The sequence below is a fragment of the Rhodococcus sp. IEGM1428 genome, assembly GCF_050321865.1.
GTDB lineage: Bacteria > Actinomycetota > Actinomycetes > Mycobacteriales > Mycobacteriaceae > Rhodococcoides.
In genome coordinates this window covers 1,170,610-1,191,982 of the sequence record NZ_JBNQFW010000001.1, presented here as the reverse complement: position 1 = coordinate 1,191,982, position 21,373 = coordinate 1,170,610, and the positions used below count along the sequence as shown (strand labels likewise).

The 21,373-nt window shown below is 64.6% G+C and carries 22 protein-coding genes; 6 read left to right on the top strand and 16 right to left on the bottom strand.

The annotated features are described in order from the left end of the window. Positions 1-33 precede the first annotated feature (33 nt). A complete protein-coding gene (map, locus tag ACQR3T_RS05555) occupies positions 34-909 on the bottom strand; it encodes a type I methionyl aminopeptidase (protein ID WP_052058473.1) in 876 nt (291 codons plus the stop codon). A gap of 149 nt (positions 910-1,058) precedes the next feature. On the opposite strand from map, the gene ACQR3T_RS05550 reads away from it, so the two are divergent. Beyond that, positions 1,059-1,931 carry a LuxR C-terminal-related transcriptional regulator gene (locus ACQR3T_RS05550; protein ID WP_428692718.1) on the top strand — a complete coding sequence of 291 codons (873 nt, stop codon included), beginning with the start codon at positions 1,059-1,061 and terminating at the stop codon, positions 1,929-1,931. A gap of 23 nt (positions 1,932-1,954) precedes the next feature. Here the strand turns inward: ACQR3T_RS05550 and ACQR3T_RS05545 are convergent, their stop codons facing one another. From ACQR3T_RS05545 to dxr, 5 genes are all read right to left on the bottom strand, one after another. Next, complete coding sequence (locus ACQR3T_RS05545; protein ID WP_428693065.1) at positions 1,955-3,745, bottom strand: penicillin-binding transpeptidase domain-containing protein; 1,791 nt, start codon at positions 3,743-3,745, stop codon at positions 1,955-1,957. 86 nt (positions 3,746-3,831) lie between these two features. After that, positions 3,832-4,668: a GNAT family N-acetyltransferase gene (locus tag ACQR3T_RS05540; protein ID WP_032377058.1), complete on the bottom strand. Its 837-nt coding sequence runs from the start codon at positions 4,666-4,668 to the stop codon at positions 3,832-3,834. 121 nt (positions 4,669-4,789) lie between these two features. Beyond that, positions 4,790-5,929, bottom strand: a complete 1,140-nt coding sequence (gene ispG, locus ACQR3T_RS05535; RefSeq protein ID WP_037174404.1) for a flavodoxin-dependent (E)-4-hydroxy-3-methylbut-2-enyl-diphosphate synthase — start codon at positions 5,927-5,929, stop codon at positions 4,790-4,792. 61 nt (positions 5,930-5,990) lie between these two features. Further along, positions 5,991-7,214 (bottom strand): M50 family metallopeptidase, encoded by a 1,224-nt coding sequence (locus ACQR3T_RS05530; protein WP_428692717.1) that lies wholly within the window; start codon positions 7,212-7,214, stop codon positions 5,991-5,993. Between the two features lie 5 nt (positions 7,215-7,219). Next, entirely contained in the window at positions 7,220-8,413 is a 1,194-nt protein-coding gene (dxr, locus tag ACQR3T_RS05525; protein WP_428692716.1) for a 1-deoxy-D-xylulose-5-phosphate reductoisomerase, read from the bottom strand. A 69-nt stretch (positions 8,414-8,482) separates the two neighbouring features. Here dxr and ACQR3T_RS05520 point away from each other — a divergent pair, with 69 nt between their 5' ends. Next, positions 8,483-9,004: a DUF1990 family protein gene (locus ACQR3T_RS05520; protein WP_428692715.1), complete on the top strand. Its 522-nt coding sequence runs from the start codon at positions 8,483-8,485 to the stop codon at positions 9,002-9,004. Between the two features lies 1 nt (position 9,005). Here ACQR3T_RS05520 and puuE read toward each other — a convergent pair whose 3' ends face one another. Further along, positions 9,006-9,905 carry an allantoinase PuuE gene (puuE, locus tag ACQR3T_RS05515; protein ID WP_428693064.1) on the bottom strand — a complete coding sequence of 300 codons (900 nt, stop codon included), beginning with the start codon at positions 9,903-9,905 and terminating at the stop codon, positions 9,006-9,008. A gap of 213 nt (positions 9,906-10,118) precedes the next feature. Between puuE and ACQR3T_RS05510 the strand changes: the two genes are divergently transcribed. Continuing rightward, the gene (locus tag ACQR3T_RS05510; RefSeq protein WP_428692714.1) at positions 10,119-10,388 is read left to right on the top strand and encodes a DUF2631 domain-containing protein; all 270 of its coding nucleotides are present in this window, start codon (positions 10,119-10,121) and stop codon (positions 10,386-10,388) included. A 7-nt stretch (positions 10,389-10,395) separates the two neighbouring features. Here the strand turns inward: ACQR3T_RS05510 and rlmN are convergent, their stop codons facing one another. Then, positions 10,396-11,547, bottom strand: coding sequence for a 23S rRNA (adenine(2503)-C(2))-methyltransferase RlmN (gene rlmN / locus ACQR3T_RS05505; RefSeq protein WP_428692713.1), 1,152 nt, complete (start codon positions 11,545-11,547; stop codon positions 10,396-10,398). Positions 11,548-11,674: 127 nt separating this feature from the next. Here rlmN and ACQR3T_RS05500 point away from each other — a divergent pair, with 127 nt between their 5' ends. Both ACQR3T_RS05500 and ACQR3T_RS05495 read left to right on the top strand, forming a co-directional pair. Next, positions 11,675-12,094, top strand: coding sequence for a LapA family protein (locus ACQR3T_RS05500; protein ID WP_037174012.1), 420 nt, complete (start codon positions 11,675-11,677; stop codon positions 12,092-12,094). 102 nt (positions 12,095-12,196) lie between these two features. Next, on the top strand, positions 12,197-13,039 hold the full coding sequence (locus tag ACQR3T_RS05495) for an HpcH/HpaI aldolase/citrate lyase family protein (protein WP_032403192.1): 843 nt from the start codon (positions 12,197-12,199) through the stop codon (positions 13,037-13,039). Positions 13,040-13,069: 30 nt separating this feature from the next. Here the strand turns inward: ACQR3T_RS05495 and ACQR3T_RS05490 are convergent, their stop codons facing one another. From ACQR3T_RS05490 to rpsB, 6 genes are all read right to left on the bottom strand, one after another. Next, the gene (locus ACQR3T_RS05490) at positions 13,070-13,789 is read right to left on the bottom strand and encodes a class I SAM-dependent methyltransferase (protein ID WP_428693063.1); all 720 of its coding nucleotides are present in this window, start codon (positions 13,787-13,789) and stop codon (positions 13,070-13,072) included. A 17-nt stretch (positions 13,790-13,806) separates the two neighbouring features. Continuing rightward, entirely contained in the window at positions 13,807-14,721 is a 915-nt protein-coding gene (locus tag ACQR3T_RS05485; protein WP_032377052.1) for a phosphatidate cytidylyltransferase, read from the bottom strand. A 34-nt stretch (positions 14,722-14,755) separates the two neighbouring features. Then, positions 14,756-15,313 (bottom strand): ribosome recycling factor, encoded by a 558-nt coding sequence (frr, locus tag ACQR3T_RS05480; RefSeq protein ID WP_027496705.1) that lies wholly within the window; start codon positions 15,311-15,313, stop codon positions 14,756-14,758. Positions 15,314-15,368: 55 nt separating this feature from the next. Then, positions 15,369-16,097: a UMP kinase gene (gene pyrH, locus ACQR3T_RS05475; RefSeq protein WP_032377051.1), complete on the bottom strand. Its 729-nt coding sequence runs from the start codon at positions 16,095-16,097 to the stop codon at positions 15,369-15,371. A 176-nt stretch (positions 16,098-16,273) separates the two neighbouring features. Further along, complete coding sequence (gene tsf / locus ACQR3T_RS05470; RefSeq protein ID WP_032377050.1) at positions 16,274-17,098, bottom strand: translation elongation factor Ts; 825 nt, start codon at positions 17,096-17,098, stop codon at positions 16,274-16,276. Between the two features lie 159 nt (positions 17,099-17,257). Then, positions 17,258-18,148, bottom strand: coding sequence for a 30S ribosomal protein S2 (rpsB, locus tag ACQR3T_RS05465; protein WP_032377049.1), 891 nt, complete (start codon positions 18,146-18,148; stop codon positions 17,258-17,260). A gap of 347 nt (positions 18,149-18,495) precedes the next feature. On the opposite strand from rpsB, the gene ACQR3T_RS05460 reads away from it, so the two are divergent. Next, positions 18,496-19,002 (top strand): M23 family metallopeptidase, encoded by a 507-nt coding sequence (locus ACQR3T_RS05460; protein WP_155290948.1) that lies wholly within the window; start codon positions 18,496-18,498, stop codon positions 19,000-19,002. A gap of 3 nt (positions 19,003-19,005) precedes the next feature. On the opposite strand, the gene ACQR3T_RS05455 is transcribed toward ACQR3T_RS05460, so the two are convergent. Beyond that, positions 19,006-20,274, bottom strand: a complete 1,269-nt coding sequence (locus tag ACQR3T_RS05455; protein ID WP_428692712.1) for an AAA family ATPase — start codon at positions 20,272-20,274, stop codon at positions 19,006-19,008. Positions 20,275-20,383: 109 nt separating this feature from the next. Next, a complete protein-coding gene (locus ACQR3T_RS05450) occupies positions 20,384-21,310 on the bottom strand; it encodes a tyrosine recombinase XerC (protein WP_032377048.1) in 927 nt (308 codons plus the stop codon). Positions 21,311-21,373 lie beyond the last annotated feature (63 nt).

Sequence of the window (21,373 nt, the reverse complement as noted above, 5' to 3'; positions counted from 1 at the left end):
TTGGGTTTTTTCTATTCACTCCGCAGGCTCCGCTCACGGCAGAGTCAGAATCTCGCTGCCCGTCTCGGTGACCACCAGGGTGTGCTCGAACTGCGCGGTCCACTTCTTGTCGTGCGTCACCACCGTCCAGCCGTCGTCCCACATCTCGGCGTTGATGGTGCCCAGGTTGATCATCGGTTCGATCGTGAAGGTCATTCCCGGCTCGATGACGGTGTCCACCGACGGCTGGTCGTAGTGCAGAACGACGAGACCGTTGTGGAAGGTGGTACCGATGCCGTGTCCGGTGAAATCCTCGACCACTCCGTACCCGAACCTATGCGCATACGACTCGATGACGCGGCCCACCACATTCAGTGCGCGACCCGGCTTGACCGCCTTGATGGCCCGCATGGTGGCCTCATGGGTGCGCTCGACGAGCAGGCGGGCCTCCTCGGAGACGTTGCCGGCCAAAAACGTTGCGTTGGTATCGCCGTGCACTCCGTCGATGTACGCGGTGACGTCGATGTTGACGATGTCGCCGTCCTCGATCACCGTCGAGTCGGGAATGCCGTGACAGATGACCTCGTTGAGCGAGGTGCAGCACGACTTCGGAAAACCCTTGTAGCCCAACGTCGACGGGTATGCGCCGTGATCGATCATGTACTCGTGAGCGATTCGGTCGAGCTCGTCGGTCGTCACTCCCGGTGCCACCGCCCGGCCCGCTTCCTGTAGGGCCCTGGCCGCGATCTTCGATGCCACCCGCATCTTCTCGATGACCTCGGGAGTCTGCACCCACGGTTCGCTGCCTTCGGCGACAGTCGACTTCCACGCATACTCGGGCCGCTCGATCGACTTGGGCACCGCGAGGACGGGCGATACGACGCCTGGTACGAGTGGCTGACGGGGCTTGCTCTCGGCGGTCACAGACATGTGCCCCAGAGTAGTCGGCCCCGTACCGACACTCCGCCCAGCGCAGGATGACGGGCCATCGAATCATCGTTCTCTCGAGCGGATATGATCTGGGTCACGTTCAATGCTGACTGCCGACGCTGATTGCCGACTCGAGAAAGGGAAGCACCATGGTTCATTCGAATCTGCTGCGCCCTCGTGACGGCGACGCCCTGCGCGCCGAACTACGCCAGGTGGCGGCAACGTCGAATGTGCCCGTCGTGTTCGGCGGCGAAGTTTCTTCGGAGACTCTGTATCTGAGCGAGTTCCAGGGCACCCGCACCCGTGGCCTCGACGGACTCGCCATCCCACCTCGGTCGGGCCTCGGTGGTCGCGTCATGGAGCAGCGCAGACCGGCAGCCGTGAGCGATTACGGATCGTCCATGTCGATCACCCATCACTTCGATCGACCGGTACTCGGCGAAGGCCTCAAATCGATCCTCGCGATGCCTGTGGTGGTGGCGGGAGTCGCTCGGATAGTGATGTATGCCGCAGTACGCGAGCGGGGCCCGCTCGGCGATCGCGTCGGCGACATCATGACGGCATCCGCGCGACGCCTCGGGCACGAGATCGCCGTTCGCGACGAGGTCGACCGCAGGGTTCGTCTACTGGCGACCACCCGTTCGATTGTCGATTCGGACCTATCGCGGGCGGCCGAACTGCGCAGCGTTCACGAGGAGCTGGCCGATCTCGCCCGCTCCGTGGGTGACGAGAAGATCCGGCGCAGACTCGACGCAGTCGCAGCGCGGGTGGCCGCGTCATTCGGCGAACAGGTGCCCCACGACCCACAGGTCCAGGAGATATCGCAGTCGTTGACGCCGCGTGAAATCGACGTCATCTCACAGGTTGCGTTGGGCTGCACCAACATCGAGGTTGCACAGCGCCTGTCGATCGGTGCCGAAACGGTCAAGTCTTACCTGCGGAGCGTGATGCGAAAAACCGAGTCGCACACCCGATACGAAGCCGTGGTGGCGTGCCGTCGGCTGGGCATCGTGACGTCCTGATCCGCCGCATCGGCTGGTCGCTCTCAGTACCCCGGCGGCAGCTGCTCGAACATCTCCCGGGTCACCGCGACAGCGTTGTCCGAGCTGCCCCCGCGCACCACGAGCGTGGCGAACGCAATGTCGCCTCGATAGCCGACGAACCACGAGTGCGAGCCGCCTTCGACCTCGGCCTCACCGGTTTTTCCGTAGACCTCACCCTGGTCTGCGATGCGCTCGGCCGTACCGCTGGTGACCACCGATCGCATCATCCCGCGTAGTCCGTCGACCATCGCCGGTTCGATCGGCGGGTGATCGCCGGTGATCACCGTGTCGCGTCCCACCAACAGGTTCGGCACCGGAGTCGAACCGTGGGCCACCGTCGCCGCGGCCAAGGCCATGCCGAAGGTGGAGACGACCACCTTGCCCTGCCCGAAGCCGTCCTCGGTGCGCTGGACGAGCTCGTCCGCCGGGGGCACCGAACCCGAGTCGGTCGGCAGCCCGACGACGTCGTAGTCCGGGCCGACACCGAACTGGGATGCCGCGACAGTCAACGCGTCGGGCGACATCTCGCTGGCCAGTTTTGCGAACGAGGTATTGCACGATCGAGTGAACGCGGTACTCATCGTTACGTCGCCGAGCGCGAACTCGTTGTAGTTGGGCACACTGCGCTCGCCGATCTCGATGCGACCCGGACACGGAACGGTACTGCCCGGGGTCGCCAGTCCGCTCGAAATGGCCGCGCCGGCGGTGATGATCTTGAACGTCGATCCGGGCGGGTAGAGACCGGCGGAGGCCACCGGTCCGTCACGGTCGGCAGCCGGGTTCTGCGCCACCGCGAGGATCGCACCCGTCGACGGTTGGATGACCACCGTCATCGCCTGTTCGGTGCGCGCGTTCACCGCTCGCTGCGCCGCAACCTGGATATTGCGATCGAGGCTGATCGAGAAGGATGGAGCGGGCTGCGGCGGAGTGTCGGTCAGGACGTCGACGTCGACGCCGTTGCGGTTGCTGGTCACCACGCTCCAGCCCGCCTGACCGTCGACCTCGTCGATGACGGCCTTCTTGACCTGACCCACCAGATCCGGCGCGAACGTGGGGTCGGTGGACACCAGATCCGACTCGTCGGATGCCGTGACACCGGGAATCTCGGTGAGCGCTGCCGAGATGGGCTGAAAGTCGCTCTCACGCAACAGCGCCACCGGATAGTCGCCGTCGACCGAGGTGGCCGACTCCACGATGGACTGAGCCGTGATCGACGCGTCGAACGGGGTCAACAGAGTCGACAACGCACTTGCCGACGCCACCACGTTGTTCGCATTCGTCGCGTCGAACTTGATTCGATGCACGACGCCGGGCACCAGAACGTCGGTTCCGGAACGCTCGTTGACGCGGGCCCGTGGGGCCGCCGTCGAGCGCAGCGACATGGTTTGAGTGTCGCCGAGCTTGGGATGGATGTCCGACGCCGTCCAGCGCACCACCCAGTCGCCCTCGCTGCGCCCCATGTTCAGCTGACCGTCGTAGGTCCACACCCGGTCCTTCGGCAGCTGCCACGTGTACGTGTAGCCGACCGTGGCGGTATCCCCGTCGACCTGCACCGACGTCGTCTGCGCCTCCAAGGACTCGGCCTGCAGATTGGTCCACGCCTCGGTCAGAGCGGTGGCCGCGGCATCGGGCTTGTCGGTGTCCGCAGCGGCGACTGCGATGTCATTGGACTCGAAGGCGGCGAGAAATGCCTGGGCCGCGGGCTCTGGGCCGTCGGGCTTGGGGGTACACCCGGTGAGCAAGCCGGCAACCACGGCTCCGATCGCCAGCACCACGCCGACTCGATACCGCATCTCGGTTGCACCACGTGATCTCATTGCGGCCCATCGTAATAGGGCGCACCCCTTACCGATGGCAACGAAACGCGGTTCGGGACAAGCTAATCGAGCAATACCGTGGTGAAGGTTGCCACCTGAGTCAGCCCGATTTTCGCGTACGCCCGCCGGGCGACGTAGTTGAAGCTGTTCACGTACAGGCTGGCGGTGCGGCCCTGACGAACGACCGAGTCGACCACTGCGGCGGTACCGGACGCACCGAGACCGTGTCCACGCCGGTCGGGGTGAACCCACACGCCCTGAATCTGGCCCACCGTCGCCGACTGCGATCCGATTTCGGCCTTGAACACCACTCGGCCGTCCTCGAATCGAGCCCAGGCGCGCTGCGCCGCAATGAGACTCGAGATCCGGCGTCGGTATCCACGGCCGCCGTCGTTCTGCCGGGGGTCGACTCCGACTTCCTCGATGAACATGGCGACGGCCGCAGTGAGGTACACGTCGAGCTCGTCGGGTCGAACGAGACGGACCTGAGGATCGGGTGGCAAAGACGAGCGCACCGACGTGGCCAGCAGTGGTTGCTCACCGCGGACCTCCCGGGCGGGGCCCCAGTCGGTCTCGAGCATCTCCCACAGCGGCAGCGTCAGTTCGGCCCGCCCGACCAGCGAGGAACACAATCGGGGGCCGCGGCACGCACGATCTGCGAACGACCGGAGGTCGTCGCTCGATCCGAGGAGTGGGACCAGGTTCGCTCCATAGAAGCACAAAGACTCGTCCGGGCCGCCCCTGCTCCACATCTCGCCGTGAAACGACCTCGGATCCAGTCCGGATTCTTGCACCCGGGCCGCAACCATGCAGGTCGCGACCGGGTCGGCGTCGAGCACCCGCAGCACGTGTGCGGTGTCTCGATTACCGAGAGGCTTCGCACCGAGGAGCTTGAGCACCTACCGACCTCCTGACCCACCTACCGCGTACACATCGACCGAGCGTGCACCGAATCATTCCAGAGAACGTGTTCCCCCGGTGGCAGTGCGACAAACCGGATGACGACCGGGTTCGTCCTGCTCAGCTGACGGTCACCACCGGAGCACCGCCGTCTGCGGACTCGTCCTTCTCGAACTCCTCGGCGATGCGCATTGCTTCCTCGATCAAGGTCTCCACTATCTGCGCCTCGGGCACGGTCTTGATGACCTTGCCCTTGACGAAGATCTGGCCCTTGCCATTGCCCGAGGCCACGCCCAGATCAGCGTCACGCGCCTCGCCCGGCCCGTTGACGACGCAGCCCATCACGGCAACGCGCAGCGGGATCTCCATGCCTTCGAGGCCCGCAGTGACCTCGTCGGCGAGGGTGTAGACATCGACCTGCGCACGCCCACAGGACGGGCACGAGACGATCTCGAGCTTGCGGGGGCGGAGATTGAAGGACTGCAGAATCTGGTTGCCCACCTTGATCTCCTCGGCAGGCGGTGCCGACAAGGAGACGCGAATGGTGTCGCCGATCCCCTTGGACAGCAACGCGCCGAAGGCGACGGCGGACTTGATTGTCCCCTGGAACGCGGGCCCGGCCTCGGTGACGCCGAGGTGCAGCGGGTAGTCGCACTGTGCGGCGAGCTGCTCGTACGCGGCGACCATCACGACAGGGTCGTTGTGCTTGACGGAGATCTTGATATCGCCGAATCCATGTTCCTCGAACAGTCCGGCCTCCCACAGCGCCGACTCGACGAGTGCCTCGGGAGTGGCCTTGCCGTACTTCTTCATCAGGCGGGGATCGAGTGATCCAGCGTTCACACCGATGCGGATCGGGATGTTCGCATCGCCTGCAGCCTTGGCGACTTCCTTGACGCGACCGTCGAATTCCTTGATGTTGCCGGGATTGACGCGCACTGCGGCGCAGCCCGCATCGATAGCGGCGAAGATGTACTTGGGCTGAAAGTGGATGTCGGCGATCACCGGGATCTGGCTCTTCTTGGCGATGATCGACAGCGCATCGGCGTCATCCTGTGTGGGGCACGCCACACGCACGATGTCGCAGCCCGACGCCGTCAGCTCGGCGATCTGCTGCAGCGTGGCGTTGATGTCGTGAGTTTTGGTGGTGCACATGGACTGCACCGAAATAGGGCTGTCACTACCCACTCCCACCGAGCCGACCTGGAGCTGCCTGGTCTTTCGACGTGGCGCGAGTACGGGCACCGGCGGTGCGGGCATTCCCAATCCGACTGACACGGACACAGTGGCCTTCTTTCCTAGCTACGACTGTCGAGTCTACTTAGAACAATTGAATCGGGTTGACGATGTCCGCCGTGAGCGTCAACAAGGAGAACCCGATGAAAACGACGATGACCACGTAGGTGACCGGCATGAGTTTCATGTAGTCCACCGGCGCGCCGTCGGGCAGCCCCCGGCGATTGCGAAAGATGTTGCGGATGCGCTCGTAGATGGTCACCGCGATGTGACCACCGTCGAGCGGTAGCAGCGGCACGATGTTGAAGGCTCCGAGGAAGAAGTTCAGAGACGCGAGCAATCCGACGAACAGTGACCAGTTGTCGTTCTCGGCAGCCTGGCCGCCGATCACGCTCGCACCCACGACACTCATCGGAGTATCGAGTCCACGTTCACCGCCGAAGATCGACTCCCACAGCGCCTGCACCTTGGTGGGAAGCTGCACGAGCGCTTTGCCGGTCTGGACGAAGATGTCACCGGTGAAGACGAACGTCTCGGGTACCGCCTCGATAGGGTTGTACCGAATATTCGGCGGAGCGATCGTGGAACCGCTGACGCCGACCGCGCCGACCGTCGTGGACGCCTTGGCTCCGGTGTCCGGATCGGTGATGACGTAACGCTGTACCTGCGTCACCGGAATCGTGAGATCGAGCGACGAACCGTCTCGCTCGACGGTCAGATCCACCGGTCCGGACGACGCCTGCACGGTCTCGACGACCTCGGACCAGTACTGCACCGGCTCACCGTTCACCGCTGTCACTACGTCACCGTCTCGTAGCCCAGCGGCGGCAGCGGGTCCGGTTCCGGAGCACGGTGCCAATGTGCCGTTCTCGGTCTGCGAGGGTGCGATGCACACGACATCGCTGACCTGGACGGTCGGCGGCGTCACCCGATCCGGTGTTCCCCAGCCCAGCACCAAGGCGTAGACCAGCACGATGCCGAGCACGAAATTCATCGCGATGCCGCCGACCATGACGACGATGCGCTTCCACGTCTTCTGGCGGTACATGGCTCGCTCGACTTCGTCGGGTGCGAGCTCGTCGATCGCCGTCATTCCGGCGATGTCGCAGAATCCTCCGGCTGGAATCGCCTTGAGACCGTACTCGGTCTCGCCGCGCCGGAAGGAGAAGATCTTGGGACCGAAACCGATGTAGTACCGACGGACCTTCATGCCGAGCGCTTTTGCGGTCCACATGTGTCCTGCCTCGTGCAGTGCGATCGACACACCGATGCCGATGGCGAACAGCACGACGCCGAGTGCGAACACCATGTGAGTCAGAGGCCCTTCTGCTTCAGGAGCTCACGCGCATGTGCGCGAGCCCAGGAATCCGCCGCGAGAACGTCGTCCACGCTAGTCGGCACCGCACACCAGTCCGCCCTACCGTCGTCGACCACCGCACGCACCGTGTGCACGATCTGCGGGAATTCGATGTGCCCGGCCAAGAATGCCTCGGCCGCGATCTCGTTGGACGCGTTGTACACCGCAGTCGTGCAACCGCCCAGAATGCCGGCCTCGCGTGCGAGCTGTACGGCGGGAAACACTCGATCGTCCAGCGGCTCGAAGTCCCAGGAGAACGCCGAGGTGAAGTCGAGTGCGCGAGCGACATCGGGCACGCGATCGGGCCACCCGAGCGCCAGACCGATCGGCAGCTTCATGTCCGGCGGGCTGGCCTGGGCGATGGTGGAGCCATCGACGAACGTGACCATGGAATGCACGATGGATTGCCGGTGAACGGTCACGTCGATCTTGTCGTACGGCACTCCGAAGAGCAGATGCGCCTCGATCAACTCGAGCCCCTTGTTCACCAGGGTCGCCGAGTTCAAGGTGTTCATCGGACCCATCGACCAGGTGGGATGGGCCGCGGCCTGCTTCGGGGTTACCGACTTCAGTTCGGTCTCGGTCCACCCTCGGAACGGTCCACCCGATGCAGTCAGGATCAACCGATCCACCTCGCTGCGGGTACCGCTTCGTAGGCACTGCGACAATGCCGAGTGCTCCGAGTCGACCGGCACGATTTGCCCGGGGGCGGCAGCGGCCAGTACGAGTTCGCCGCCTGCCACCAGTGATTCCTTGTTGGCCAACGCGAGCCGGGCACCGGTTTTCAGCGCCGCGAGCGTCGGTTCGAGACCGAGCGAACCCACCAGCGCATTGAGCACGACGTCAGCCGGAGTCGTCTCGACGAGCTCGGTGACTGCCCGTGGCCCACTGAGTGTTCCGGGAAAATCGAGCGCGGCGGCGGCGTCCGAGTCGGCGACGGCGACACGCTGGACACCGGTTTCGGCGATCTGACGACGAAGCAGGTCGATGTTTCCGCCGCCCGCTGCGAGACCGACCACAACGAAGCGATCCGGGTCGGCTGCGATTACGTCGAGCGCCTGGGTGCCGATCGAACCGGTGCTCCCCAACAGCAGCACGCGAATCGGCTCGGGGCGATCCGAGGTGGTCGTTCGCTCACTATGGTCTGGCACCGGTCCATTGTTGCCTACCGAGCCTGAGAAACCCCTATGCGCTCCGCCGATGCTGGCAGGGTGGACGGCATGGACGTCTCGAAGTACAGCGCAGCATCGTTCAACTACACCGATGTGGGGGCGACGAAGGGACCCTTCCCAGCGGGCTACCACTGCGTCGAGAGGTCGCGAGTGATCGGCTCAGGGCTCGACGACTTCGTAGCCGCAGCAGATGCTCTGATGCGGTGGGACATGCATCGCGGTGCCGGTCTGAAGATCCATTCGAGCGAAGATTCCGCCGTTCCCGACGCGGTGGTCGTTCTCACGCTCGGTCCGATCCGTATCCCGTGCAAGGTCGTCTACGTCATCGACGAGGCCAACCGACAGGGCTTCGCCTACGGCACGCTCGACGGACATCCCGAGTCCGGGGAGGAGCTGTTCCACGTCGACTACTCCCCCACGGATGGAACCGTCACCGCTCACATCACCGCGTTCTCGAGCCCCGGCCGCTGGTACACCAGGCTCGGCGGCCCGGTGGGAAGGCGCGTCCAGGCTCTGTTCACCGACCGGTATCTGACTGCGCTGGCGAAGGCCTGCAGTTCGCCGCGCTGAGTCAGGAGCCGGGCGGGTGTACGGCGCGCCAGTGCTCGGCGATGTCGATCCGCTTGGCGACCCATACTTTCTCGTGCGATTGCACATGATCGAGAAACCGTTCGAGGGCCGCGATGCGAGCGGGCCTGCCGACCAGTCGACAATGCAATCCGACCGAAAGCATCTTGGGGCTGCCGTGCTCGCCTTCGGCATAGAGCACGTCGAACGCGTCCCGAAGATGTGCGAAGAACTCGTCTCCGGTCGAGAAGCCTCCCGGTGAGGCGAATCGCATGTCGTTGGTGTCGAGGGTGTACGGCACCACCAGGTGATCGACCGTCCCATTGCCCGTGGACACCTTCTCCCAGTACGGCAGGTCGTCGGCGTAGGAATCGGAGTCGTAGACGAATCCACCGTGCTCGACGACGAGTGATCGCGTGTTCGGTGAATCGCGGCCGGTGTACCACCCCAGCGGGGCCGAGCCGGTCAGCTCCGTCAGGATCGCCACAGCCTCGGCCATGTGCTCGCGCTCGACGTTCTCGTCGATCTGCTGATAGGACAGCCACCGCAGGCCGTGGCAAGCGATCTCGTGGCCCAATTCCGCCAGTGCGGCAACCACTTCCGGATTTCGCTCCATGGCTTTCGCGACGGCGAACACCGTCAGAGGTAGATCTCGTTTCTCGAATGCTCCCAGTACTCGCCACACACCTGCCCTGGATCCGTACTCGTACAGCGACTCCATGCTCATGTGGCGGTTCGGAAACGCTTGTGCCCCGATCATTTCCGACAGGAACGTCTCGGACTTGGTGTCGCCGTCGAGCACATTGTTCTCCGCGCCCTCCTCGTAATTGAGGACGAACTGGACGGCGATGTTCGCCTCTCCCGGCCACTGGGCATCCGGTGGTGTTCGGCCGTACCCGACCATGTCACGGGGGTAGCTCAGCGGAAACTGGGTCAGCGGGTGCGGAAGGCGCTCGGACGTCACCGAGGCAGTCTCTCACCGAAGTCGACACTCGCGCCGGGTGAGCGCAACCCTGATGGCTACGACGGGCGGTCGTATGCCAATATTGTCGCAACGCGGCAGCCTCGACGCCTCGTGCGCACGTCAACGTGAATCATCACTCGAGAGGACCGACCGGTGGCAAACAACGAACTGGAAACCGCTTCGTACGACCAGGTCGTCGATACCCGTCACGAGGTTCCGGACGTGCCGTCCGCCGAGTGGGGATGGAGTGGCGAGTCGAACCATGCGATGCGAGTGGCCGCCATCGTCGTCGCCGCGTTCCTGCTCTTCATGATCATCGGCAATCACACCGGCAAGGTCGAGGACCTGTGGCTGATCGGATTCGCCGTCGCTCTGGTCGGACTGGTCGTGCGTGACGTGATCGTTCGCCGCAAGCCCCGCTAGCTGCCGGTCAGTTCTCGGCTGCTAGCTGACCGCACGCCGCGGCGATCTCCTGGCCACGGGTGTCGCGCACCGTGCACGAGACGCCCTGCGCAATCACTCGTCTGACGAATTCTCGCTCCACCTGCTTCGGGCTGGCATCCCACTCGCTGCCCGGAGTCGGATTGAGCGGGATCAGGTTCACGTGGACCCGGGATCCGAGCGCCTTGTGCAGCTTCTTGCCCAACATGTCCGCTCGCCACGGCTGATCGTTGACGTCCCGGATCATCGCGTACTCGATCGAGACGCGTCGACCGGTCTGATCGGCGTAGTACCGAGCCGCGGAGAGAACCTCTGCCACCGACCACCGGTTGTTGACCGGCACCAACGTGTCGCGAAGCTCGTCGTCTGGCGTGTGCAAGGACACAGCCAACGTGACGGACAATCCCTCGTCGGCCAACTTGCGAATGGCCGGAGCCAGACCGACCGTCGACACGGTGACCGAACGTTGGGAGAGTCCAAGACCGTCCGGTGCCGGTGAGACGATCTTGCGCACTGCAGCGACGACGCGTTTGTAGTTGGCCAGCGGCTCGCCCATCCCCATGAACACCACGTTCGACAGTCGGCCTTCGCCGCCGTGAACCACGCCGTCACGAAGATCGGCCGCAGCCGAACGGACCTGGTCGACGATCTCGGCGGTCGACAGGTTTCTCGTCAGACCGGCCTGGCCGGTCGCACAGAAAGGACAGGCCATTCCGCACCCGGCCTGACTGGAGATGCACAGAGTCGCCCGATCCGGGTATCGCATCAGAACGCTCTCGAGCAACGTCCCGTCGTTGGCCTTCCACAGGGTCTTTCGAGTGTCACCGTCGTCACATGCCAGGTGCTTGATCGGCGTCAGCAACGTGGGAAAGAGATCGGCACCGACCTTCTCGCGAGCCTCGGCCGGAAGGTCGGTCATCTTGGTGGTGTCGGCTTCGAGCCGCGCGTAGTAGTGGCGCGCCAGCTGATCCGCCCGGAACGCAGGCAGTCCGAGCGCCTTCACCGCCTCCCGGAGGCCCTCTTTGTCCAGGTCGGCGAGGTGACGAGACGGCATGCCCCGGCGCGGCGCAGTGAAGACCAAGGGAAGATTCGGTCTCTTCTGCTCGGTCGAGGTGTTCGTTGCGTCGGCGGCCTCACTCATGTCTCCATTGTCCACCCGTTTGCCTCGCAGTCCTATTCGCGTCGGTTTCCGACCGTTGTCCGACGGGTACTGGCGACGTGGCCGGATGCGCGTGCATTCGACCTCCACGTGCGGAAGGATCATCGACATGGCCACCAGAGCTGAAGACAGTCACGAGGCATCGCTCGACAAGTCGAGCGCGGGCCTCCCCGGCGAACACAGTGCCTCGGGCGACCTCGCTCCGATCACCACTCCGGATTCGGACGGTCACTCGGCACCCGATCCGGAGTTCGTTCCCGAGCGGCAGGCCGCCGGTTCGAACGACATCGCCCACACTCGCACCGCTGCCCTGTGGACCGGCCTCGTGGTGGGAGCCGTGGTACTGGTCATTCTCCTCGTGTTCATCGTGCAGAACCTCGACTCGGTCACCGTGCAGATCTTCGCGTGGCAGCTCGATCTGCCGCTCGGCATCAGCATGTTGCTGGCCGCGATCGCGGGCGCCCTGGTGATGGCCATGGTGGGAGGGGCTCGCATCCTTCAGGTGCGACGCTCCGCGAAAAAGAAGTAACGCGGCTCGTGAACACTATGTACAGAAGCTGGCGCTGACTCACTGAATCGATCAGGCTGTGGGTGCCCCACTTCACTCGAGGAGCATGACGTGACAACTTTCATGGAGACACCAGTGGCATCCGGCGTTGCCCCCGACCGCGCGCGGTCCTGGCTGCTGGTGCCCGCAACCAAGCCCGACACCTTCGGCGATGCAGTCGCGTCGGGAGTCGATGCCGTCATCCTCGACATCGAGGACGCCGTCGCTCCGGCCAAGAAGCCCGCCGCACGCGAGGCTGTTGTTCAGTGGCTGAGCCAGGGCAATTCCGCATGGGTGCGCATCAACGATGCAACAACCCCGTACTGGGCCGACGATCTCGCCGCGTTGTCCGGTCTCCCCGGTCTGGTCGGCGTCATGCTCGCCAAGACCGAAAGCGGTGGACAGGTCGAGGCGACCGCGGCCCGCCTGGCACCCGGTACCCCGATTCTGGCGTTGGTCGAGTCGGCCATGGGCCTCGAAGCGGCTACCGAGATCGCCCGCGCGGATTCGACCTTCCGTCTCGCTTTCGGCAGCGGCGACTTCCGACGCGACACCGGTATGAGTGACGATCCACTGGCCATGGCCTACCCCCGCTCGCGCCTGGTCGTCTCCTCACGGGTGGCACGACTGCCCGGACCCATCGACGGTCCGACGTTGACCGCGAACGACAGCATCCTCGGACGCGATGCAGCCTTGACGCTGTCGATGGGCATGGCAGGCAAACTGTGCATGCACACCGATCAGGTGGCCATCGTCAACCGCGAATTGGCACCCTCACCCACGGACGTGTCCTGGGCACGCGATGTGATCGATGCTCTCGGTGCCGACGGTGCTCACGTCAAAGACGGTAGCGACCTGCCTCGGCTGGCGAAGGCGCTCAAGATCAGCGAACTCGCCGAGGTTTTCGGAATCTCCGGCGCGTCCTGATCACTCGGCGCTGAGGTGCGCGGGCTCACCTCAGCGCAATTCGACTCCCGTCGGTTTGTACCGAACGTGGATGCGATAGCGCACATCCAGAGCGAGTCCGTCGACCTCCCCTGCCGCCATACGCGCTACTCGCGGGGAGAATTCGATTCCCATCACCTCGCGCAAGGTCCGACGGTTGGGAAACGTCCATCTGGTGCCGACGCGGAGCAGCTCGAACCCCTGCGCATCGAAGAATGCCTCGACGGCCGCAGGGTCGTACTGCGGAAGATCCGCACGCATCCAGTCACCGTACGGCGACGCCGTCGCGTCGAGGTCGACCACGACCAGTGCGCCGCCGGGCCGGAGGACGCGCATCGCCTCTCGGATACCCGGACCGCAGCCGGGGCCGAAGAAGTACGCCGTGCGGGCATGAACGAGGTCGATGCTCGCGTCGGCGACCGGTAGCGAATCTGCTCGAGCGACCTTCACGTCGACGTTCGAGAGGCCGGCCACCCGCGATCTCGCCGCGGCCGCAAGCGGTTCGTGCGGCTCGATACCCAGCACACCGTCGGCATCGGCGGCAAAGATCGGAAGGTGAAATCCGCTTCCGCAGCCCACGTCGACAACTGTCTTGGACGCCCAGTCCGCGACCGACCTGATCGCCTCGAACACGGCACCGTCGACATCTTGAGCACGGTTCTCTGCCTCGTACAGGTGCGGCCAGTGCCAGATGTTGGGACTGGGGATCACCCCGCCGCGGTTTCCGCGCATCGTCCGATCGAGTCGTTTCAGAGCAGGACGGTGAAGACGAGCCATGCAACGAACGCCGACGGCAGCAGCGAGTCGAGTCGGTCCATGATGCCGCCGTGCCCGGGGAGCAACGAGCCCATGTCCTTGATTCTCAGGTCGCGCTTGACCTGCGATTCGATGAGGTCACCCAGGGTGCCCGTGACGACAAGCACGACTCCCAGCAACACACCGATCATCGAGTTCGCCTCGAGGATCAGGGTCACCGTCAGCAGGCAACCGATGACGCAGAAGATGAGCGACCCGACGAGCCCCTCCCAGGACTTCTTCGGGCTGATCGCCGGTGCCATCGGGTGTTTGCCGAACAACACGCCGGCGATGTAACCGCCGACATCCGAACAGACGACGCCGATGACGAACACCAGGATGCGGCCGGCACCGTTGTCCTGCAGAACCATCAGAACGGCGAACGAGGCCAGGAGCGGTAACCAACAGGCCACCAGAACGGTGACCGAGAGTTCTTCGAGGTAATTCTTCGGTGCGGTGCCGAACCCTTGACGGAGTAACAGCCACACCATACAGACCACAACGGTGCCCACCGCGGCACTGAGTACTCCGACGGCACCGAACGGCCAGCCCAGCCAGATCATGGCCTGACCGCCGAGAATCAGCGGGATGCGCGGAACCAGCACACCGCCCTCACGGAGCCGCTTGGAGACCTCGTACGTCGCGACCGCCAACGCAACCGCGACGACACCGATCCACACCAGCGGGACGAACACGAGCACGAGAATCAACCCGATACCCAAGCTGCCGCCGACGCCGATCGCGGCAGGCAGATTACGGCCGGCTTTCCCGGCGGACTTCGCGGCAGCGACCCCGGACGAGGCAGCGGGCGTACCGCTGCCCTCCTGCCGATCCGGTCCCACCACTGTCGTCAACTCCTCGCGATTCATCGTCTGCCGTCGTGAAAGCCACTCCCCTCGGAGGTCAGACCTCCATCAACTCGCCCTCTTTGCGCTTGACGAGTTCGTCCACCGACGCGGTGTACTTGGCGGTCGTCTTGTCGAGCTCGTTTTCCGCGCGCACGACGTCGTCCTCGCCCGCTTCGCCGTCCTTCTGGATTCGCTTGAGCTCTTCCATCGTCTTGCGGCGAACGTTGCGAATGGAGACCTTCGCGTCCTCGCCCTTGCCCTTCGCCTGCTTGACGAATTCGCGGCGTCGTTCCTCGGTCAACTGCGGCACACCGATACGAATCAGGTTGCCGTCGTTCGTGGGGTTCACGCCGAGGTCCGAGTTGCGGATCGCGGTTTCGATCGGCCCCAGCTGATTCGACTCGTACGGCTTGATCACGACCAGACGAGCTTCCGGAACGCTGATGCTCGCCAGCTGAGTGATCGGCGTCGGCGCTCCGTAGTACTCGATGACGATGCGCGAGAACATTCCGGGGTTGGCACGCCCGGTACGGATCGAGGACAGATCGTCACGTGCAACCGATACGGCCTTTTCCATCTTCTCTTCGGCGTCGAAGAGCGCTTCGTCAATCACGATCTGTCCTCCATCGTCTTCGTTCTCGATTCGCCCGCGGTCTTGTCGGTGACGTTCACGACGTGACCAGCGTGCCGATCTTCTCGCCCGCCACGGCGCGAGCAATGTTTCCTTGAACCAACAAATTGAACACCAACATCGGCATCTGGTTGTCCATGCAGAGGCTGAAGGCCGTCGCGTCGGCGACTTTGAGTCCCTGCTCGATCGCCTCGCGGTGGGTGATCGTGTCGAACATCGTCGCGTCGGGGTCCAGGCGCGGATCTGCCGAGTACACGCCGTCGACGCCCTTTGCCATCAGCAGCACCTCGGCTCCGATTTCGAGAGCGCGCTGTGCGGCCGTGGTGTCGGTGGAGAAGTACGGCATCCCCATCCCGGCCCCGAAGATCACCACGCGGCCCTTCTCCAGGTGCCTGCGCGCGCGTAGCGGTAAGTACGGCTCCGCGACCTGGCCCATGGTGATTGCCGTCTGCACCCTGGTTGCCACTCCCTGCTTTTCCAGGAAATCCTGCAGTGCAAGGCAATTCATGACCGTGCCGAGCATGCCCATGTAGTCCGAGCGAGATCGATCCATTCCGCGCTGCTGCAGTTCGGCACCACGGAAGAAGTTTCCGCCACCGATCACCACGGCGACCTGAACTCCGGTGGCCACCACCTCGGCGATCTGTTCGGCAACGTTGTTCACGACATCCGGGTCGAGCCCTACTTGGCCGCCACCGAACATCTCCCCACCCAGTTTGAGCATCACACGTCGGAACCCGGGACGGTCAGGGGCCGGATCGGTCATAGCTCTCCTCGGTACTCGTCGAACACTACGGTCTACTCACCGATCATCCTGCCCTATCGACACCCGATCGGTGGACACGGCTCCGACCTGCACTCCCACCTGCCCTGCGCACGAACGATGCCGCCCACTCGATGGAATCGAATGAACGGCATCGCCTCGACCGACAGGTGCGCAGACTAGCTGGCGCCGACCTCGAATCGAGAGAAGCGGGTGATGGTCACGCCGGCCTCGTCGAGAATGGCCTTCACGGTCTTGTTGCCGTCCTGAACCGACTTCTGCTCGGTGAGAACGACGTCCTTGAAGAATCCGTTGACGCGACCTTCGACGATCTTCGGTAGAGCCTGCTCCGGCTTGCCTTCTTCGCGAGCGGTCTCTTCGGCGATGCGACGCTCGGCCGCAACCAGATCCTCGGGGACCTCGTCACGGCTGACGTACTTGGCCTTGAGCGCGGCGATCTGCATGGCGGCCGCGCGAGCGGCATCGCCTGCGGCGTCGCCGTCACCGGTGTATTCGACCAGCACGCCGACGGCAGGCGGCAGGTCCGCGCTGCGCTTGTGCAGGTACGTCGCGGTGTTGCCCTCGTAGGACACGACGCGGCGGATTTCCAGCTTCTCGCCGATCTTGGCCGACAACTCGTTCAGGGCCGTTTCGACGGTCTTGCCGTTCAGGTCGAGCGCCTTGAGGGCGTCGACATCGGCCGGCTTGCCTGCTGCAGCCGTCGACGCGACGGACGCGGCGAACGTCTGGAACTCGTCGTTCTTGGCCACGAAGTCGGTCTCGGAGTTGATCTCCACGAGCACGCCACCTTCGGCGACGACGAGGCCCTCGGCGGTGTTGCGCTCGGCGCGCTTGCCGACGTCCTTGGCACCCTTGATACGCAGGTACTCGACGGCCTTGTCGTAGTCGCCGTCGTTCTCGGCGAGCGCGTTCTTGCAGTCCATCATTCCGGAGCCGGTGAGCTCACGAAGCCGCTTGACGTCGGCGGCAGTGTAGTTCGCCATCGTGGGCGAGCCTCCTCAAAGTCTGGTTACGGGCGTTGACGAAAAATGCTGTTCTCAGGCGTGATCGACGGGCTCACTTCAGAGCTGACGCGACGACCACCCTGACATACCGAAGCGGCCCCGGCCCACCCCACTTCGGTGAACCGGGACCGAATTCGATCAAGCCTGAGCGGCCGGTGCTTCCTCTGCTGCCGGAGCCTCTGCAGCGGGAGCGTCGGTTGCCGGAGCTTCCTCTGCTGCCGGTGCCTCTGTTGCCGGTGCGTCGGCTGCCGGTGACGCCTGCTGGAGCTGCTCGAGCTCCCATTCGGCGAGGGGCTCGCCTGCGCCGACCTCGGGCTTGGCGTCGGATGCAGTGTTCTGACCTGCTCGCGCCTGCACGCCCTCGGCGACTGCGGATGCGACGACCTTGGTCAGCAGCGCAGCGGAACGGATCGCGTCGTCGTTGCCCGGGATCGGGTAGTCGACCACGTCGGGATCGCAGTTGGTGTCGAGGATCGCGATGACCGGGATGTTCAACTTGCGAGCCTCGGCAACGGCGAGATGCTCCTTGTTGGTGTCGACGATCCAGATGGCCGACGGAACCTTGGCCATGTCCCGGATGCCACCGAGGGTGCGGTCGAGCTTGGTCATCTCACGCGTGAGCATGAGGATTTCCTTCTTGGTGCGTCCCTCGAAGCCACCGGTCTGCTCCATGGCCTCGAGCTCCTTGAGGCGGAGCAGACGCTTGTGCACAGTCTGGAAGTTGGTGAGCATGCCACCGAGCCAGCGCTGGTTCACGTAGGGCATGCCCACGCGGGTCGCCTCAGCGGCGATGGACTCCTGTGCCTGCTTCTTGGTTCCGACGAACAGAACCGTGCCATTGTGGGCGACGGTCTCTTTGACGAACTCGTAGGCCTTGTCGATGAAGGTCAGAGTCTGCTGCAAGTCGATGATGTAGATGCCGTTGCGGTCGGTGAAGATGAATCGCTTCATCTTCGGGTTCCAGCGACGGGTCTGGTGTCCGAAGTGTGTGCCGCTGTCGAGCAGCTGCTTCATTGTTACTACAGCCATGGCTGAAGAACTCTCTTTCGATGGTGCGGTTGACGCAGAGTGTCGGTGACCTCTGCCCTGGCGGCCGCTGGAGTTGCCGGACCTGCGAATCTCGAGGATCCTCAGGACCGCCGACAACCGGTTCTCGTATCGGTAGTTCTGCCGTGGCAGTCGATGCGAAGAAAGCGGACGCGCGAAGTCGACCCGTGCACGCACAGGCCGCATCTACGAGTGTAGACCTGCCGCGCCCCCCGTCATAACCAGGCCCGACTGTCAAGAGATTCCGCTACCTGTGGACAAAGAAGTCCGCCGTCCACAATCGACGTTCGCTGTCGTTTCGATGCTCGGATTCGGGAGATGGTCGACGGGTGAACATTCGTCTCGCACTACGGGCATCGTCGATCGGCGTCGTGGTCGCCCTCTCGCTCTCGACGGCGGTGGCATCGGCCGCTCCGGGCGACTTCACCTGGCCGTTGCAACCGAAGCCCCGCATCGTCACCCCGTTCGACCGCCCCGACCAGAATTGGCTTCCCGGACACCGCGGTGTCGACCTGGCCGCCGAGGAGGGCCGATCCGTACTGGCGGTGGCCGACGGCACGGTGGTGTTCGCCGGTTCGGTCGCGGGGAAACCCGTCGTGTCGGTCGACCATCCGGGAGGACTGCGATCGACGTACGAGCCGGTGACGGCCTCGGTTGCAGCAGGAACCCGGGTCCGACGCGGAACGGTGCTGGGTTCGCTGGCGTCCGGACACGAGGGCTGCTCGTCCGCATGTCTGCACTGGGGCATCAGGCGGGGCCGCGAATACCTCGATCCGACGGCTCTGGTGCGCACCCGTCCGATCAGACTGAAACCAGTGGACGGACCGAGCCGGTGATCGTCAGCGCGGGGGGCCGGAGTGTCTGCCGGACGCTGCTGGAAAATCGTCCGCGACCATGGCGGCGAGCTCGACGAATGCGCTCCTGGTCTGGGGGCGCAACATGTCGAGATCGACCACGGCACCCTCGGCCAGATGCTCGTCGAACGGAACGACGAGGACGGCTCGACAGCGCTCGAGAAAATGCTGCTGCAGCAGGTTCATGTCCACTGCCGACGAGCCAGGACGAACCGAGCTGATCACCACTACCGTTCGCTCGACCAGGTGTCCGTAACCGTGCAGCTCCAGCCAGTCCAACGTCGCCGCTGCACTGCGCGCACCGTCGACCGCCGGCGAGCTGACCAGAACCAGCGCATTCGCCAGTTGCAGCACCCCGTTCATCGCCGAGTGCATGATGCCGGTTCCGCAATCGGTCAGGATCAGGTTGTAGTAGACCTGCAGCATGTCGATGACGGCTCGGTAGTCCTCTTCGCCGAACATTTCCGACGCCGCCGGGTCGCGCTCTCCCGCAAGCACTTCCAGTCGACTCGGTGCCTGCGAGGTGTGCTCGCGAATGTCGGAGTAGCGCCGAATGTTCGGTGCGGCGGCCAACAGGTCTCGGACGGTCGACGCCGTCTGCCGCGGAACCCGCTCTCCGAGGGTGCCGAAATCGGGGTTCGCGTCCACTGCGATGACACAATCTCCCCGCAACGACGCGAACGTCGAACCGAGGCCGAGAGTGGTCGTCGTCTTGCCGACACCACCCTTGAGCGAGAGGAACGCGATCCGGTAGTCACCGAGCACAGGTTGGCGGATGCGCTCGACCTGATTTCGGTACCGCTCCTCAGCGGTCGACTCACCCGGATTGATGACACCACCGGTCAGCCGGTGAACGCCTCGACGCCATCCGGAGTTCGACGCGCGCTTGGGACGCTTGAGCAGCGAATCCGCGCCGAGGTCCTGACTGTTGGGCCGATACGGATTGGGGGCACCCGCCCACGGTTGGGGCGACCAACCTCCAGTCGGTGCCGGAAACTCCTCGGGCCGCGACTGTACGGGCAAGTGTCGGTTGGGCTCCGGGGCCACCGGACCCGGCTCGAGCGGCACGGGTGGGTTGTACCGGGGCGGAACGGCCCGTCGGTCGATCGAATCGGGCGTCTGCCAGGGTGGCGGCTGCCGAGGCGATCGCGAACTCGGCTCCGATGATGCAGGCCGAGAACCGGTCTCCGATGCCGTGCCGCTTCGGTCGCCGGGCTCCTGGCCCTGCGCCACGAAGTCCTGACGGCCATGCATCGACCACGGCTCCGAAGTACCTTGCGGTCGGTCGCGGTCCACGGTCCCCCGTATTCGGTCTTGTTGGTCGGTGATGACGCTACCAAACGCAGCGCCGCCGACGCTCGACTCACGCTCGGGGGTGAGCCTGATCGTGCACGGCACGCAACCGTTCGACCGATACGTGAGTGTAGATCTGCGTGGTCGCGAGGGAGGCGTGCCCCAGCAACTCCTGCACCACCCTGAGATCGGCACCGCCTTCGAGGAGATGGGTCGCTGCTGTGTGGCGCAAGCCGTGCGGACCGAGGCTGGGGCCACCGGGAACGGTGTCGAGCACGGCATGAACTGCTGTTCTGGCCTGCCGCTGGTCGAGCCGCCCACCTCGTCTACCCAGCAACAGCGCGGCCCCGGATCGCTCATCGGCCAATTCCGGCCTGCCGCTGACGAGCCAGTTCTCCAGTGCGTGTGCTGCCGGCATACCGTACGGCGCAGAACGTTCCTTGTTTCCTTTACCCAGAACGCGAATCAGGCGGCGATCGGTGTCGACGTCGTCGATGTCGAGTCCGCACAGCTCTCCGACGCGGACCCCGGTTGCGTACAGGAGCTCGACGATGAGCCGGTCTCTCAGCGCGATCGGATCGAGCTCGGCAGCACCCGATTCGGCAGCGGCCAATGCCTCGGCCGCTTGATTGTGGCGCAGTACACCGGGCAGAGTCCGGTGACTCGACGGTGCTGCCAACCGTTCTGCAGGCCCGATCTGCACCGCTCCCACCCGCTCGAGCCACTTGCCGAAGGTCCGCGCCGACGATGTTCGCCTGGCCATCGAGGTTCTGGCCGCACCGGCCGCCGAATACTTCGCCAACCAGGAGCGCACAGCGCGGAGATCGAGATCGGCGATGGTCGCTTCGGGGTCGGAGTCCGCCAGATGCGCGAGGAGCGATCGAGCATCCGCGACGTAGGCGCGGATGGTGTGCTCGGATCGCTCTCGACCGAGTCGAAGGTGTTCGGCGAACTCTTCGATGTGGATGCCGAGATGGGGCGGCAGCGAATCGGTCATCGGCTCAGCTTGAGCGCTCCCACGCTCCGCGACAACCGGACACGCCGACCGTCACGAGCCGTC